Raw genomic sequence first — 13,064 nt, 5'->3', positions numbered from 1 at the left:
TCATCGTCAGGCACTTATTAAACGAAAAACCCAGCCAATCGGCTGGGTTTTTTGTTTGTATGGAAGAAAACCAAGGGGTCTCCCCATGGAGAGTCCCGGATGGCCGGCCCAGTCATCGTCAGGCACTTATTGTGAAAAATCCCCCAGGGCTTACGCCTTGGGGGATTTTTTTTGCGTGAGCGGTAGGTGGTGAGGGGAAAATAGTGAGGAGTGAGGAGTAAACTTCAACACCTCACCATTTGAACGGTTTTCTGGCGCTTTATGTCAGATATAACAATAGGTTGCTTATTTGACATGGTATTGTTGCCAAGCAGCATCTAGTATTATGCTGCACGTACCCAGAAGTAAAATCTCAGGAGGAGAAACGGTATGACGACGCAATTAGCCAAGAAGCTAGCCATCGCCCTTTTTATGGCTTTAATGGCAGGTGGTCTTGTCGCTTGTGATGATCAAGGCCCAGCAGAAGAAGCGGGTGAAAGCATTGATGACGCCGCAGAAGATGCCGGTGAGAGTATGGAAGAGCTCGGCGAAGATATGGAAGAGGCGGCCGAAAACTAGGCCGAGCCTTTGTTTGTTGAGTTAGCCTAAGCAGTCGCTGTAAAGCGGCTGCTTTATTGTTTGTATCGCGTCTATTATGGTTAGCCTAAATAACGATAAAAATGAGGTGGCAACGTGCTACTACAACGCGATAAAAGTTTGCTGTTAATGGTCGATTTCCAGGCCGGTCTTTTGCCTGTGATCGATGGTGGTCAAGAAGCCGTAAACGAAGCGGCTTGGCTAGGCGAAATGGCATGCTTACTTGAAGTGCCGGTATGGTTAACAGAGCAAAACCCTGAAAAATTAGGTGGTACCGCGCCATCTCTACTGGCTGCTCTAAACGACTATCGCCTTTGGGAAAAGCAGCACTTCGGTGTTATGGAAGAAGCTGAATTTAGATCAGCATTAAAAGCATCAGGAAAAACGCAGGTTGTACTGTGTGGAACAGAAGCGCATATCTGCGTGCTGCAAACGGGTTTAGGGCTATTAGAGGCAGGCTACGAGCTGTACTGGCTTAGTGAAGCCTCTGCCAGCCGCCGCCCCCAAGAAGCAATGCTTGCCCGTGAGCGCGCCTGCGCAAGCGGTGCTGTGGCGGTGACGGCGGACATGGTGGCTTATGAGTGGCTACATCGCTGTGACACAGCGCTGTTTAAAGAGGCGCACCAACGCTTTTTAAAGCCGCGTTCTTCACGCTCCGTACGTTTTTTCTAGGTTGTACCAGCTCGGCCGTTCGCTTTAGCGATCGGTTTCTTTGCGAGTGAAAACGAAGGTATCTCCCTGAGATGCCGGTGCATCGAAACGATAGCCTGCCACATCGAACGCCTTGAGTTCCTCTGGATCGTTAACCTGCTGCTGAATCATCCATGCGCTCATCAGCCCGCGTGCTTTTTTGGCATAGAAGCTGATGATTTTAAAGGTGCCGTTTTTCTCATCTTTAAACACTGGCGTAATGATCCGCGCATTGAGCTGCTTGGGATCTACCGCTTTAAAGTACTCATTTGAGGCAAGATTCACCAGCACGTTGGAGCCGCTTTCTGCAATGGCCTCATTGAGTGCAGGCGTCAGAATGGGCTTCCAGTAGGCATACAGATCCTTTCCAGCGCCGTTAGGCAGCTTGGTGCCCATCTCTAGTCGATAGGGCTGAATCAAATCCAGAGGCCGTAGCAGGCCGTAAAGGCCAGAAAGTATGCGCAGATGCGACTGTGCGTAACGGTTCTCCGCTTCGCTGAAGTTTTCCGCTTGCAGGCCGGTATAGACGTCGCCCTGAAAAGCCTGTGCAGCGGGCTTGGCATTGCTCAGCGTGAAAGGGGGACGCCACTCCTCAAAGCGCGCCGCATTCAGCCCTGCCAGCTTATCGCTGATACCCATAAGTTCACTGATTTGCTGCGGCGAGTAGTCGCGCAAAATAGTGATAAGCGCTTGGCTGTGTTTCAGAAAGTCGGGTTGTGTCACCTGCTCTGTGGTCGGCGGGGTTTCAAAATCCAGCGTTTTAGCGGGAGAGATAACGCTCAGCATCGCATGCTCCTGGTCGTGCTCTGGTAAATGGAAGCTTGATATAAGTGGGCCCATTATACCAAGCCTCGGCGAAGGCCGAGGCTATAGTGGTGATAGCTTGGTGAGAGTCGACTGTTTTTAAGGGCTGTTTAAGAGCTGTCTTTACGGACAGGGGTTCGGCATGCGGCGGTGAATATCTTCGATTGCCTCAAGCACTTCGTTGTCCAGCTTGAGGCTCTCGCTGGCAAGATTGCTTTCCAGCTGCTCCATGGTGGTCGCACCAATAATATTGCTGGTCAAGAAGCTGCGCGAGTTAACAAACGCTAGCGCCATTTGCGCAGGGTCTAATTCATGCTTTTCAGCAAGTGCAACGTAAGCCTGGGTGGCCGCTTCGGCTTCGGACGAGGTGTAACGCTTGAAGCGCTCATACAGCGTCAAACGACCTTTGGGTGGCTGCGCGCCATTAAGGTATTTACCTGAGAGTACCCCAAACCCTAGCGGTGAATAGGCAAGTAGGCCGACGTCTTCACGGTGGGCAATTTCCGCCAAACCAACTTCAAAAGAGCGGTTGAGAAGATTATAAGGATTTTGAATAGACGCCACGCGGGGTAAATCCAGCTTATCGGCGAGCTGCAGTGAGCGCATGGTGCCCCAGGGGGTGTCATTAGAGAGCCCTATAGCTCGTACCTTACCAGCATCAACCAGTTCTTTAAGAGCCGAGAGCGTTTCTTCTAACGGCGTCGCATCTTCGTCTTCGCTATGTACGTAGCCTAGCTTGCCAAAGAAGTTGGTTTGACGGTCGGGCCAGTGCAGTTGGTAAAGGTCAACGTAATCAGTATTCAAACGCTCCAGGCTGGCGTCAATGGCCTGATGAATATGCTCACGGGTTAAGCGCGGGCCACCTCGGATATGGTCAAGCCCTGGGCCAGCGGCTTTGGTAGCAATAATAAGGTCGTCCCGTGCACCGCGCTGCTTTAGCCAACTGCCGATATAGCGTTCAGTTAAGCCCTGGGTCTTGGCCATGGGCGGGACGGGGTACATTTCTGCGGTATCAATAAAGTTGATGCCAAAGGCCACGGCCCGGTCAAGTTGTTCGTGGGCTTCGGCTTCGCTATTTTGCTCGCCAAACGTCATCGTGCCTAAGCAGAGTCGACTTACCTCCATGCCGGTTCTGCCAAGTGGGCGCGTTTGCATTTTCATCTCCTTACTAAGGCGGAATTGCCACAAGATAAGACGCTATTACCTGGATGGTAAACGGCGTATGCATGGCATGTTAGCGAGGCTCTTTGTAAGCAGCAAATTTATGGGGTTGAGTCGTCGCAAAGGCAGGCGTATGCTTGCCAGCCCATTGACCGGCTAAAGGCCGGTTTCTCGTGTGGTTGGCAGCATTTTATGACTGCTGGCCCAAGGTTCCAACAGACAGGCAGGGTGGTTTGCCATGCTGCAGGCATCAACATTATTTACTCGGCTAGAATTTCGCCTAGCTGAACGGCTGTTTCATAATCACTGGTTGTTGCCGCGTTCACCGCGCACCCAGCGTTTAACAATGCGCTTATTTAAGCGCTGTGCGGAAGCGGGTCACCCAGACGCGCTCTCCGTTTACGGCCATATGCTGTTTCATCGCAGTCAGACGCCCCAGGACAAGGCGCGCGGAGCGCGGTACGTTCTGGAAGCTGCCCATGCCGGGGATGTAAAGTCACAGTACCAGGTGGCACAAATCCACGAGCACGGCTGTGCTCAGTACCCGCGCCGTGAAGATTACGCGGTGACCTGGTACGCGCGTGCCGCCCAGTCTGGGCATTATCTAGCTGCAGAGCGGCTTGCCCGTGCTTATCGCCTGGGTGAGTTAGGCTTGGCGGTAGATGGCGAGCGTGCGGCTTACTGGCAGCGACAGGCGGATCAGCCCGCACTAAATAGCGTGGCTGCCGCATGAAGCGTTACCGCGTTTTGATTGAGTGAGGAAGGTTGTGTCCGAGACGCTACCCACAGTATTAGATATTGAAGCGTCCGGATTTGGGCGCGGCAGCTACCCCATTGAAGTAGGCATCGCCCGTGCCGATGGAAGCTGCTGTGCTTTTCTCATTCAACCGTTGGAAGAGTGGACGCACTGGGATCCCAAGGCCGAACTGCTGCACGGTATTTCCCGTGATCGCCTCATTCAGGAGGGCTATCCGGTACGTCAAGTTGCTCACTGGCTGAACGATGAGTTACGCGAACTGGGTAAGGCGTACAGCGATAGTTGGGGATACGACAACACTTGGCTATCGCTGCTCTTCCATCACGCGGGCATGCTGCCGCGCTTCCGCCTTGAGGCATTAAGAATCCTGCTTAGCGAAGAGCAGCAGGCTGTGTGGAGCGACAGCAAAGAAGTGTTGATCGCCGAACAGGGAATTCACCGCCACCGGGCAGGTGATGATGCCCGCCTACTGCAGCTTACTTATCAGTATACCCGCAAGCTCACCGAGCACACGGGCCACTAGTGACGCTCCCCTTGCCAGCATTATAGCTGGGCTTCCAGCGCCTCAAGCAACTCATGGGGTGACGGTGCGTCTAGCAGCATCTCGCGCGTGGGAGACGCCAAAAAGCCATGACTAACCGTGCTGTCTAAAAAAGTCAGTAGCGGCGAATAGAACTCGTCAATGTTCAGCAACCCCATCGGTTTTTCATGCAGGCCCAGATAGCCCCACGTCCATATTTCAAACAGCTCTTCCAAAGTGCCGATCCCGCCGGGTAAGGCAATAAACGCATCGGCGTTGGCCGCCATAGTGGCTTTGCGTTCGTGCATATTGCGCACCCGAATCAACTCACTTAAGCCAAAGTGGGCTTGTTCACGCTCCACTAGGTGGTCGGGCATCACACCAATGGCCTCGCCGCCAGCCTCCAGCACTGAATTCGCCAGCTCACCCATCAGGCCAACGCGTGCCCCGCCATAAACCAGCGTATGGCCGCGTTCAGCGAGCGTGCGTCCCAGTGTATTGGTCGCCTGACGGAAAGCAGGACTATTGCCTTCGCGGGAGCCAAGATAAACGCAAATTCGAGCCATTCAATAATTCCTTATAGCCAACGAAGGAGGGTGTTAGGGCAAATGCAGATCGACCTGATGGTGCTCATCCATCCATTGGCCAATCACATTGCTGCCGCACAGATGGTGGGCGTACTGGGTATGCAGGCAGCGCACCTGGTGCCAGTTAGTAATCCCGCCAATGCCACGCTCGGTCATCACCTGGGTGTAACCCAGCTTAGCGACTTCTTCACGCTGGGCATCGCTCATAAAGTCCCAGCGGGCGGTCACATAATCGCGATGGCTCTGCTGATAGGCCTCAAGAAATTCGGGCTCATCCTGCAAGCGCTGTTCGAGCGCTTTGATCACACCAACGGCTTCGATACGGGAAATCTCGACTTTCAGCACATCTGAGCAGAGCCAATACAGGGTGGGGAAGGGTTTGCCATCGACAATCGGTGCCATACGCAGTACGAGCGGCGTGCCTTCCCCGTCGGTAGCGGCTACCGCTTCGATACCACGCGGCGCGCGGCCAAGCTGCTGGGCAATAATGGCGAGCTGACGTTCGTCAGGCGCTTGGTTGGTGCGTATCACCATTTGGTTGGTCTCTCACGAACGGTCATCTTGAACAAATTTAGTCGAGCGGCCAACGGCACGGAAAAAGCAGCGATTGAGCTGTTCAGGGGACGCGACATAGCACCACGTCCGCTCACAGTATTCAGCGGCTCGTGCCATTAGCACGTCATAAAGGCGATTGAAGGGCGCATCATAATCGTAGGGGTCGGCCCCAAACAAGCGGATATGCGGATAGTCGGCAAAGCGCTCAATGAAGTAACGCTCAAGGTCTGCCTCAACGGCACGGTGCTGGGCGACGTTGTCAGGGTCTATCCAGAGGTTGTAGCGGATGGCCATTATAAGGCTCCTATTGCCCCGCCGTTGCGGGGCAGCTGCAATCAGGCAGGCTCAGGCGCATCTTGCAGATGCGACGTTAGTGCCTCACGTAAGTCGCCCTCAATGGGCATAGCGCACTTGGACTGATGGTCATACTGCACCATAACGGTGTGACCCAGGTTAGTGAGCTTGCCGTGCTGCCGCGCCTCTTGAGTCACCGTAAACGAGCTATTTCCAAGCCGCGTTAAGTACGTACGTATTTCGATATCGTGACCGTAAAACAGTTCAGCCCGATAGTCGACTTCCATGCGTGCCATAATCAAGCGCCACTGTTTGGGATTTAAGTCAGGGGTAAAAAGTTTGAACAAGTCATTACGGGCAAGCTCAAACCACGCTGGCAGGCGAGTGTTGTTAATGTGCCCTAACGCATCGGTATCGTAAAACGCGGGCTCAATGGTACGTATAAACATGGCATGTCCTTGTTTTTAGCATAGCGGGGCTATTCAGGATTAACCCAAGCAAGCGCTTGGTCAAGAAGAATGACGTTGATACCAAGCAGTGAGTTGCATCCACCCCAGTAGCCATAGTGTGGCAGCTACGAAGCCTGCCAACGTGCCCCATAGCAACCCCAGTGTGCTGTAAGTATAGGAAACACATAGCGTGTAACTCAGTAGCGAGCCAAGTCCCATCGGGTAGTGTTTGATCACCGTCGCCACCGGCGCTGCACCATGGTTCAGGTGTAGGATCAGCAAAAAAGGCAGCATCGTGACGGGAAATGCTGCCAATGTCCCCGCCCAGGCGGGCGGTAGCCAGTGGGCCAGGCTGGTAATGGTAAAGATGATCACGGTAGCAAGTGCGGCGCGAGCGGCAAGCGCCGGTAACGAAAATGTTCTGCTGGCGGGTATCCTGACATCAGCAATGTTGCGAAATAAACCGCTGAACAGAGCAATGGCGCATAGCGTCACCAGCGTGCCGCTCAGGCGTGTGAAGTTGAACTGAGCGAGCAGCGTGCTAACGGCGAGCCAAGCCACCAAGCCGCCCGCCACGCCGCCAATGACACCTTTAACGCCAGGCTGGCGTCCGGCTACCCAATAACCGGCCCCTAGCGCCATTGTGGCCGTAAAGCCCGCCAGGGTATGTGCCGCACTTTGGGTCGCAAATTGAGGGGAAATTTCCAAACCGATAAAGAATAGCGCCAGCGACGTGCCTAATGGATAACCCGCTAGCAGGCCCGCCATGCGTGGGCTAGCGCGCACCGCAATCGCGCCTAGCCCCAGCACCATACTGATTGAGAGCCCTAATTTCGCTAGCTGCCATGTTAGAGGGACTTCAATCATGCGGCGTTTTCCTTACTGTTCTTACTGTTATTGTTGTGTTGCGTCGTGGTTTTATAATGCTCTTTTAATGACTTACCGCGTTTTGTTTATGCCCGTGTACGAGCTCGTTACTTAAACCAAACGCAGTCCTTGTTGGTCGCGCCAGGCGGCATCAAGCGCATCTTTCAAGGGGGACTTCAAGTGCGCTGGGAGCGCCTCTTGAGCCGCTTGCAGTGAATCAAACGAGCGGTTGCGTAGCCAACAGTAAGCCCAGGCGCAGGCTTCGGCGTCGCTATCGGGGGTCGGGCGAGCGGGCATTTGATTGAGCAGAAAGACTGCAGTGCGCGGCGCCCATAGTGGCATTTCACCGAGCTCATCTTGGCTCCACTGTTCGAGGGTCGCGCCGCTGGGCGTGGCGTCGGGTGTGCCTAATTTAGCTACCCGTGCTGTTTCGGCCAAAATGAGCGCTAGCTGATCCGTATTCGCTTGGCCAAGCGAGCGCCATTGCCGCAACAGCGCCGATAGCCCCGCCCGCATCTTGGTATAAAAGTCATCTTGCGGCATGCTTGGCACAACCCCTATTGAATGAGTGAGATGTTTCATGACCTACGATTTTGCCACGCCTGTGGAGCGACGCCACCCTGAAGGTGGCTGGGCATCGCAAAAATGGCACCGCTACGGCGACGACGTACTGCCTCTTTGGGTCGCCGATATGGACTTTCGCTCCCCGCCTGCGGTGATTGATGCGCTGCAGGCGCGGGTGGCCCACGGTGTATATGGTTATGGCGAAGTGCCCGCTACGTTAACAGAAACCCTGTGTGAGTGGAGTGCCCACCACTATGACTGGCCGATTCAGCCGGAGTGGCAGCAGTGGCTCCCGGGCGTTGTGCCAGCCTTGCACCTAGCCGCGTTAGCGTTAACCGAGCCGGGCGATGGGGTGTTGACGGTAGCGCCGATCTACCCTCCCTTTTTAGAGGTGGCAAAGCGCACCGGGCGACTACCCCAGCAGGCGATGCTGGCAGCGCCTTCCACGCCCCATGGGCCTTGGCAGCTCGATATTGCTGCCCTGGAGGCTGCTATAACGCCGCGTACGCGCTTGCTGCTGTGGTGCCAGCCTCACAACCCTACGGGTCGTGTATGGCGCCATGAGGAGCTTGCCGCGCTGGCTGAACTAGTGGAGCGCCACGACCTATGGGTGGTCTCTGATGAGCTGCACTGTGACCTGTTATTAGACGAAGGCGCCCAGCACCGCCCGTTAGCTGCGGCATTTCCTGCACTGGCGAAGCGCACTATTACCCTGTGGGCACCGTCAAAAACTTTCAATTTGGCGGGATTAACCAGCGCTTGTGCAGTGATTTCTGATCCCGCACTGCGTGAGCGCTTTGCAGCCGCGACCAAAGGATTGCTTCCCGATGGCAATGTGCTTGGCTTGGTCGCTGCAGAGGCGGCTTATCGCCATGGCGAGCCTTGGCGGCAGGCGCTGCTAAGCGTGCTACGAGAGCATCGCACGACGCTGCAGGCACGCGTAGCGACTTGGCCGGGCGTTAGTTGGGGTGCGCCGGAGTCAACCTACCTTGCCTGGCTGGATATGCGCGAGGCAGGGTTGGGCGACGCGCCGTATAAGACGCTGTTGAAAGAGGTGGGGGTGGCGCTTTCGGACGGGGCCGCCTTTGGCTGCCCCGGCTTTGTGCGGCTTAACTTCGGCACCACCGCCTCCCAATTGGAGGCGGCGCTGTCGCGTATGGATGAACTGTTGAAACGAGATTGAAAGCTTTCAGCTGAAAGACTTTAGTAAAGCATCGCAAAGAGCTTACGACGGTAAGCAACGGTTAGCGGGTGGTCGGCGCCCAGTGCGTCGAACACCTGCAGCAGTGTTTTACGCGCCGCGTCATCGTTATAGGCACGATCCTGCTTCATCAGCGCGAGCAGTGCTTCCAACCCTTCATCGTAATGACCGTCAGCCACTTGACGCAGGGCGCGCTGGTACTGCGCTTCGCTATCGGTACGGTCACCTAGGGCGGCAATCTCTTCGCTTGAAAGCGCCTGCTCGCTAAACTCGATGCTGGCGCGTACGCCACGGGCTGGCGCTGCATCACGCTCTTCCGGTGGCAGGTTGTCCAGCACTTCGCGGGCCTCATTCCCTTGACCTTCTGCCAACAATACGCGGGCGAACGCTATTTGATAGGCGTAGTATTCGGGGTATTGCCCCATCAAAGTTTGGTAAATCTCACGGGCAGTGGCGACATCGCCAGCGTTAAGCGCTTCCTCCGCCTGCTCTTCGGGGCTGGGTGGAGCCTCACCTGGGGCGGGGAAGTAGCGGTTAAGCCACTCACGCACTTCCTTCTCAGGCAGCGCACCTTGGAAGCCATCGACCAAGCCGCCCTGACTGATCAACTTCACATCCGGCACTGAACGCACGCCTAGTTGGCCACCTATTTCTGCATTCGCTTCAATATCGAGCTTACCAAGCAAGAACGCGCCCGCGTACTCAACTACCAGTTTGTCCAGCATCGCGAGGAGGGTGCTACTGCCAGCGTTGGACGGTGAGTAGCAGCCCATCAGTACTGGCACCTGCATGGAGGCCTCCAGCACCTGCTGAATATTGCCTGCATTAAGCTCGATAATAACGTCTTCAGGGCGCACCGCTGCTTGTTCAGCGTTGGGCGAGGGAGCGTCGGCATTTCCGGTATCCGCAGTCAGCGGCTTACCTGAGCGGGGGTCAATAATCTGCATGGGTAGACTCGGCATCAAAAAATGAACAATAGTTCCCCATGATATGCAGGCATACTCGGAAGGATTCAAGGAAAGGGAAGGAAATAAAACTCAGGGCGCCGCTAGGCGCCCTGGCAAGGCTATGGTTTATGGAATGGTTTCTGAAATGGTTCCTGTAATTGTTTCTGGCATTATTTCTGATAATGCTTAAGGAATAATGCGCTCCGCCCGCAGTCGGGCGAATAGGTCGAAAAATGCGGCGCGAGTTTCGCGGAAATGGTCAAAGCCAAAGTCTCGCGACTTGGTCACGTCGTTAACACACTCGAGTTCGCGCCCTAGATCTGCATCGGTGTGCCACCAGGAAACCAGCTTAGAAACGTCAGCTTCGATTAGCCCATGCTGCTCAGCAATCTCTGCCCAGGTTGGCGCCATGTCGGCCATCTGCGTTTCAAGCGGCTGCGGTGTTTCTGGGCAGTCCGGCACTTCAAGCTCAAAGAGCTCACCAATTTCATTCCACAGTCGGCGCCAGCGAAAAATATCGCCATTGACGGTATTAAAGGCTTCGTTATGCGCGCCGGGCGTTGTGGCTGCCCATTCCATCTGCCGTGCCAGTACCAGCGAATCGGTTAGATCGGTTAAGGCATTCCATTGCACCTGGGAGCCTGGGAAAGTGAACGGTTTGTTCGTTGCTTTGCAGATAGAGGCATAAATCGCCAGCGTCACGCCCATGTTCATGGCGTTACCGCGGGCATAGCCAATCACCGTGTGCGGGCGGTGCACGTTCCAGCTAAAGCCGTCCCGCTCCGCCGCTGCAAACATGATGTCTTCCAGAGTGTAGTAAAAGTTTTCGCCGGGTACGCGGGGCGCTGATTCACGAAACGGTGTCTCGGTCTTGCCACTACCGTAGTTCTCGAAGGCGCCCAGGTACTGCTTGGTGCCAGTGACCAACGAGACATGCGCCAAGCTTGCGCCCTGCAAAGCGTCGAGCAGGTTGTGCATCATTGCGCCGTTGGCTTCGACGTTGGCTTTCTCATTGTCGCGCCGCACCCAGGTGCAGTAGAAAACGTGAGTAATGGGTAAGTCCGCCAGTGCCTTAGTTGTCGCTTCACGATCGAGAAGGTCGGCGGTAACAGGGATGACGCCCTCTTGTTGAGAGGGGCGCCGAGATAAACCATAAACCGTCCATCCACTGGCGGTGAGATAGCTGGCTAGATTGCCGCCGGTAATACCGGTGGCGCCTACTACAAGTGCTGTGCCTTTGCGCATCGTTAATTCCTTATGCAGACAAGAGATTGGAAACGGGCGACGAACGCCGTGCTCGTGCCCGATGAAAAGCAGTCTGGTCTTTGATGATCATTGCTACAATTGGAAAAATCGCAAATCTTTATTGCACGAGGAGCAACTTGATGGATCTCAATGCGCTACGTATCTTTGAGCGCGTCGCCGCGACAGGCAGCTTTACCGCCACCGCACGTCAGTTTCATCGCGCCGTGTCATCGGTCTCGCGCCAGATTGCTTCTCTAGAGGAGGCGCTAGGGCAGCAACTGTTCTATCGACATACCCGCGCTGTTACGCTGACCGAAGCGGGCTGGCGCTACTACCAGGAGGTTCGCGAGATACTTGAGCGGCTCGACTTGGCAACTGAAGCGCTAACGTCGCCCAATAGCGAGCCTAGCGGCGTGCTGCGCCTTAATGCCCCGGTGGCCTTCGGCCAGCGCCAGATCGTGCCGATTCTGCACCACTTCCAGCGTCGCTACCCGGCAATCAAAGCCGAGTTGATGCTAACTGATCAACTGACCGACCCGGTGCGCGAGGGCATCGATATCACCTTTCGCGTTGGTGCATTGGCGGATACCACCTTAGTGGCGCGCCGCTTGGCAGCGATGAACTACGTTGTTGCCGCCGCACCCGACTATTTACAACGCTGTGGTACGCCCACCAGTCCCGATGATCTGAGCCAGCATGACTGCCTACTCTATCAAGGCGAAATGGGCCGCCAGCGCTGGTACTTCCAGCAAGCCGAGCAGCCGCAAGCCTTCGCTTACAAAGTCGACGGTAGCCTTTACAGCAACGATGCGGAGAGTTTAGTGCGCGCAGCTCTAATGGGGCAGGGGTTGGTGATGTTTCCGACTTGGTTGATCGCTGATGAGCTAGCATCGGGCGCACTGCTGCCGATACTTGAAGCGTGGGAGTGTGAGGTTATGCCGGGAAGGCGGGATATCCACGTGCTCTATGCGCAGCGGCGTTTACATACCCGCAAGGTGAGTGCATTTCTGGATCACCTTTTTGAGATGGTTGGGCCTACACCTCACTGGGACCGCTGGCGAGAGCAGCATCGGGATTCGAGCTTATGACGGTTAAGAGGCGAAAAAGCTTCTGCTCAATTCAGTAGACGCAGGCATATACCGCTAAATATGACCCCCCTGCCGTGTGTCATCACAGGGGGATCCCTTATTTCAAAATTCAATTTTCAGCTGGCGTAATCACGCGAAAACGCAGCCAGTGACGTCTTCAGGTCTTTCTCAGCAATTGCGGCACCAATGCTGCGGAACTTCCAACTGCTGTTATGGCGATACACGCTGCCCATGATCATGCTAACTTTGCCTGCGAATGTTGGGTCGTTAGCCACGTCAAATTTTGCAAATTCGCTGCCACTACCTGCTTTGCCGTTGTGGATACGAATGCCAGCGAACGGGATCTCACCGAAGTTCTGTTGTGAAAAAGAATTCAACACTAACGCTAGCGTAGTGACGTTACTTGGAACGTTTTTCAAGTTGATTTGGATAATTTCGTTGTCCTCACCATCATCGCCGCCAGTATCACCCGTCCGGTCATCGCCGCTGTGGTTGATCGAGCCACAGTTAGATTTTAGCTGACGAAACCACACCGTATCGACCAAATTACCTTGGGCATCAAACATGCCTACAGAGGCATCCAGGTCAACGGCGACGTGTTTTTTGCCAAAAAAGCCTTTCTTCTCGATTGCCCCCCAGTTCACACCGATTTCGATGTAATCCAGGTTGCCACCGCCTTCTTTTTCAAGACTAATACGTTGACCTTTTGCGAGGTTAATAGACATAGTGAATGCTCCATTTATTACGTGATTGCCGTGT

Annotated in this window: 17 protein-coding genes; 6 read left to right on the top strand and 11 right to left on the bottom strand. The window is 55.0% G+C overall.

Going from position 1 to position 13,064, the window contains the following annotated elements:
* The first annotated feature begins 369 nt into the window (after positions 1 to 369).
* On the top strand, positions 370 to 558 hold the full coding sequence (locus A6R74_RS19270) for a hypothetical protein (protein ID WP_064236078.1): 189 nt from the start codon (positions 370 to 372) through the stop codon (positions 556 to 558).
* 114 nt (positions 559 to 672) lie between these two features.
* Positions 673 to 1,248, top strand: coding sequence for an isochorismatase family protein (locus A6R74_RS19265; protein ID WP_064236077.1), 576 nt, complete (start codon positions 673 to 675; stop codon positions 1,246 to 1,248).
* A 24-nt stretch (positions 1,249 to 1,272) separates the two neighbouring features.
* Here the strand turns inward: A6R74_RS19265 and yaaA are convergent, their stop codons facing one another.
* A complete protein-coding gene (yaaA, locus tag A6R74_RS19260) occupies positions 1,273 to 2,052 on the bottom strand; it encodes a peroxide stress protein YaaA (RefSeq protein WP_064236076.1) in 780 nt (259 codons plus the stop codon).
* A 141-nt stretch (positions 2,053 to 2,193) separates the two neighbouring features.
* Positions 2,194 to 3,225, bottom strand: a complete 1,032-nt coding sequence (locus tag A6R74_RS19255) for an NADP(H)-dependent aldo-keto reductase (RefSeq protein ID WP_064236075.1) — start codon at positions 3,223 to 3,225, stop codon at positions 2,194 to 2,196.
* Between the two features lie 244 nt (positions 3,226 to 3,469).
* On the opposite strand from A6R74_RS19255, the gene A6R74_RS19250 reads away from it, so the two are divergent.
* Together A6R74_RS19250 and A6R74_RS19245 are read left to right on the top strand one after the other, a co-directional pair.
* Positions 3,470 to 3,964, top strand: a complete 495-nt coding sequence (locus A6R74_RS19250; RefSeq protein WP_064236074.1) for a tetratricopeptide repeat protein — start codon at positions 3,470 to 3,472, stop codon at positions 3,962 to 3,964.
* A 34-nt stretch (positions 3,965 to 3,998) separates the two neighbouring features.
* On the top strand, positions 3,999 to 4,511 hold the full coding sequence (locus A6R74_RS19245) for a hypothetical protein (protein WP_007111790.1): 513 nt from the start codon (positions 3,999 to 4,001) through the stop codon (positions 4,509 to 4,511).
* 20 nt (positions 4,512 to 4,531) lie between these two features.
* Here the strand turns inward: A6R74_RS19245 and A6R74_RS19240 are convergent, their stop codons facing one another.
* The 6 genes from A6R74_RS19240 to A6R74_RS19215 all read right to left on the bottom strand — a co-directional run bounded on the left by A6R74_RS19240 (position 4,532) and on the right by A6R74_RS19215 (position 7,803).
* Positions 4,532 to 5,074 carry a TIGR00730 family Rossman fold protein gene (locus A6R74_RS19240; RefSeq protein ID WP_064236073.1) on the bottom strand — a complete coding sequence of 181 codons (543 nt, stop codon included), beginning with the start codon at positions 5,072 to 5,074 and terminating at the stop codon, positions 4,532 to 4,534.
* 33 nt (positions 5,075 to 5,107) lie between these two features.
* On the bottom strand, positions 5,108 to 5,629 hold the full coding sequence (locus A6R74_RS19235) for a DUF501 domain-containing protein (RefSeq protein WP_064236072.1): 522 nt from the start codon (positions 5,627 to 5,629) through the stop codon (positions 5,108 to 5,110).
* 12 nt (positions 5,630 to 5,641) lie between these two features.
* Positions 5,642 to 5,944, bottom strand: coding sequence for a hypothetical protein (locus tag A6R74_RS19230; protein ID WP_007111787.1), 303 nt, complete (start codon positions 5,942 to 5,944; stop codon positions 5,642 to 5,644).
* Between the two features lie 41 nt (positions 5,945 to 5,985).
* Positions 5,986 to 6,393 (bottom strand): acyl-CoA thioesterase, encoded by a 408-nt coding sequence (locus A6R74_RS19225; RefSeq protein WP_064236071.1) that lies wholly within the window; start codon positions 6,391 to 6,393, stop codon positions 5,986 to 5,988.
* Between the two features lie 60 nt (positions 6,394 to 6,453).
* The gene (locus A6R74_RS19220) at positions 6,454 to 7,260 is read right to left on the bottom strand and encodes a hypothetical protein (protein WP_064236070.1); all 807 of its coding nucleotides are present in this window, start codon (positions 7,258 to 7,260) and stop codon (positions 6,454 to 6,456) included.
* A 111-nt stretch (positions 7,261 to 7,371) separates the two neighbouring features.
* The gene (locus A6R74_RS19215) at positions 7,372 to 7,803 is read right to left on the bottom strand and encodes a hypothetical protein (protein ID WP_064236069.1); all 432 of its coding nucleotides are present in this window, start codon (positions 7,801 to 7,803) and stop codon (positions 7,372 to 7,374) included.
* 37 nt (positions 7,804 to 7,840) lie between these two features.
* Between A6R74_RS19215 and A6R74_RS19210 the strand changes: the two genes are divergently transcribed.
* Positions 7,841 to 9,007 (top strand): MalY/PatB family protein, encoded by a 1,167-nt coding sequence (locus tag A6R74_RS19210; protein WP_064236068.1) that lies wholly within the window; start codon positions 7,841 to 7,843, stop codon positions 9,005 to 9,007.
* A 20-nt stretch (positions 9,008 to 9,027) separates the two neighbouring features.
* Here the strand turns inward: A6R74_RS19210 and A6R74_RS19205 are convergent, their stop codons facing one another.
* Together A6R74_RS19205 and A6R74_RS19200 are read right to left on the bottom strand one after the other, a co-directional pair.
* Positions 9,028 to 9,972 carry a co-chaperone YbbN gene (locus A6R74_RS19205; protein WP_064236067.1) on the bottom strand — a complete coding sequence of 315 codons (945 nt, stop codon included), beginning with the start codon at positions 9,970 to 9,972 and terminating at the stop codon, positions 9,028 to 9,030.
* 186 nt (positions 9,973 to 10,158) lie between these two features.
* Complete coding sequence (locus tag A6R74_RS19200) at positions 10,159 to 11,217, bottom strand: SDR family oxidoreductase (protein ID WP_064236066.1); 1,059 nt, start codon at positions 11,215 to 11,217, stop codon at positions 10,159 to 10,161.
* 140 nt (positions 11,218 to 11,357) lie between these two features.
* On the opposite strand from A6R74_RS19200, the gene A6R74_RS19195 reads away from it, so the two are divergent.
* Positions 11,358 to 12,305 (top strand): LysR family transcriptional regulator, encoded by a 948-nt coding sequence (locus A6R74_RS19195; RefSeq protein ID WP_064236065.1) that lies wholly within the window; start codon positions 11,358 to 11,360, stop codon positions 12,303 to 12,305.
* A 116-nt stretch (positions 12,306 to 12,421) separates the two neighbouring features.
* Here the strand turns inward: A6R74_RS19195 and A6R74_RS19190 are convergent, their stop codons facing one another.
* A complete protein-coding gene (locus A6R74_RS19190; protein ID WP_064236064.1) occupies positions 12,422 to 13,030 on the bottom strand; it encodes a TerD family protein in 609 nt (202 codons plus the stop codon).
* Between the last annotated feature and the right edge of the window lie 34 nt (positions 13,031 to 13,064).

This window comes from Halomonas sp. ALS9, assembly GCF_001651035.1.
Classification (GTDB): domain Bacteria; phylum Pseudomonadota; class Gammaproteobacteria; order Pseudomonadales; family Halomonadaceae; genus Vreelandella.
Note: the sequence above shows the minus strand (reverse complement) of the source record. Positions and strands in the feature narration are given on the sequence as shown.

Coding starts and splice junctions, on each gene's coding strand:
- A6R74_RS19270 (WP_064236078.1), top strand. CDS start 370: ATGACGACGCAATTAGCCAAGAAGCTAGCCATCGCCCTTTTTATGGCT.
- yaaA (WP_064236076.1), bottom strand. CDS start 2,052: ATGCTGAGCGTTATCTCTCCCGCTAAAACGCTGGATTTTGAAACCCCG.
- A6R74_RS19255 (WP_064236075.1), bottom strand. CDS start 3,225: ATGCAAACGCGCCCACTTGGCAGAACCGGCATGGAGGTAAGTCGACTC.
- A6R74_RS19250 (WP_064236074.1), top strand. CDS start 3,470: ATGCTGCAGGCATCAACATTATTTACTCGGCTAGAATTTCGCCTAGCT.
- A6R74_RS19240 (WP_064236073.1), bottom strand. CDS start 5,074: ATGGCTCGAATTTGCGTTTATCTTGGCTCCCGCGAAGGCAATAGTCCT.
- A6R74_RS19235 (WP_064236072.1), bottom strand. CDS start 5,629: ATGGTGATACGCACCAACCAAGCGCCTGACGAACGTCAGCTCGCCATT.
- A6R74_RS19230 (WP_007111787.1), bottom strand. CDS start 5,944: ATGGCCATCCGCTACAACCTCTGGATAGACCCTGACAACGTCGCCCAG.
- A6R74_RS19225 (WP_064236071.1), bottom strand. CDS start 6,393: ATGTTTATACGTACCATTGAGCCCGCGTTTTACGATACCGATGCGTTA.
- A6R74_RS19220 (WP_064236070.1), bottom strand. CDS start 7,260: ATGATTGAAGTCCCTCTAACATGGCAGCTAGCGAAATTAGGGCTCTCA.
- A6R74_RS19215 (WP_064236069.1), bottom strand. CDS start 7,803: ATGCCGCAAGATGACTTTTATACCAAGATGCGGGCGGGGCTATCGGCG.
- A6R74_RS19210 (WP_064236068.1), top strand. CDS start 7,841: ATGACCTACGATTTTGCCACGCCTGTGGAGCGACGCCACCCTGAAGGT.
- A6R74_RS19205 (WP_064236067.1), bottom strand. CDS start 9,972: ATGCAGATTATTGACCCCCGCTCAGGTAAGCCGCTGACTGCGGATACC.
- A6R74_RS19200 (WP_064236066.1), bottom strand. CDS start 11,217: ATGCGCAAAGGCACAGCACTTGTAGTAGGCGCCACCGGTATTACCGGC.
- A6R74_RS19195 (WP_064236065.1), top strand. CDS start 11,358: ATGGATCTCAATGCGCTACGTATCTTTGAGCGCGTCGCCGCGACAGGC.
- A6R74_RS19190 (WP_064236064.1), bottom strand. CDS start 13,030: ATGTCTATTAACCTCGCAAAAGGTCAACGTATTAGTCTTGAAAAAGAA.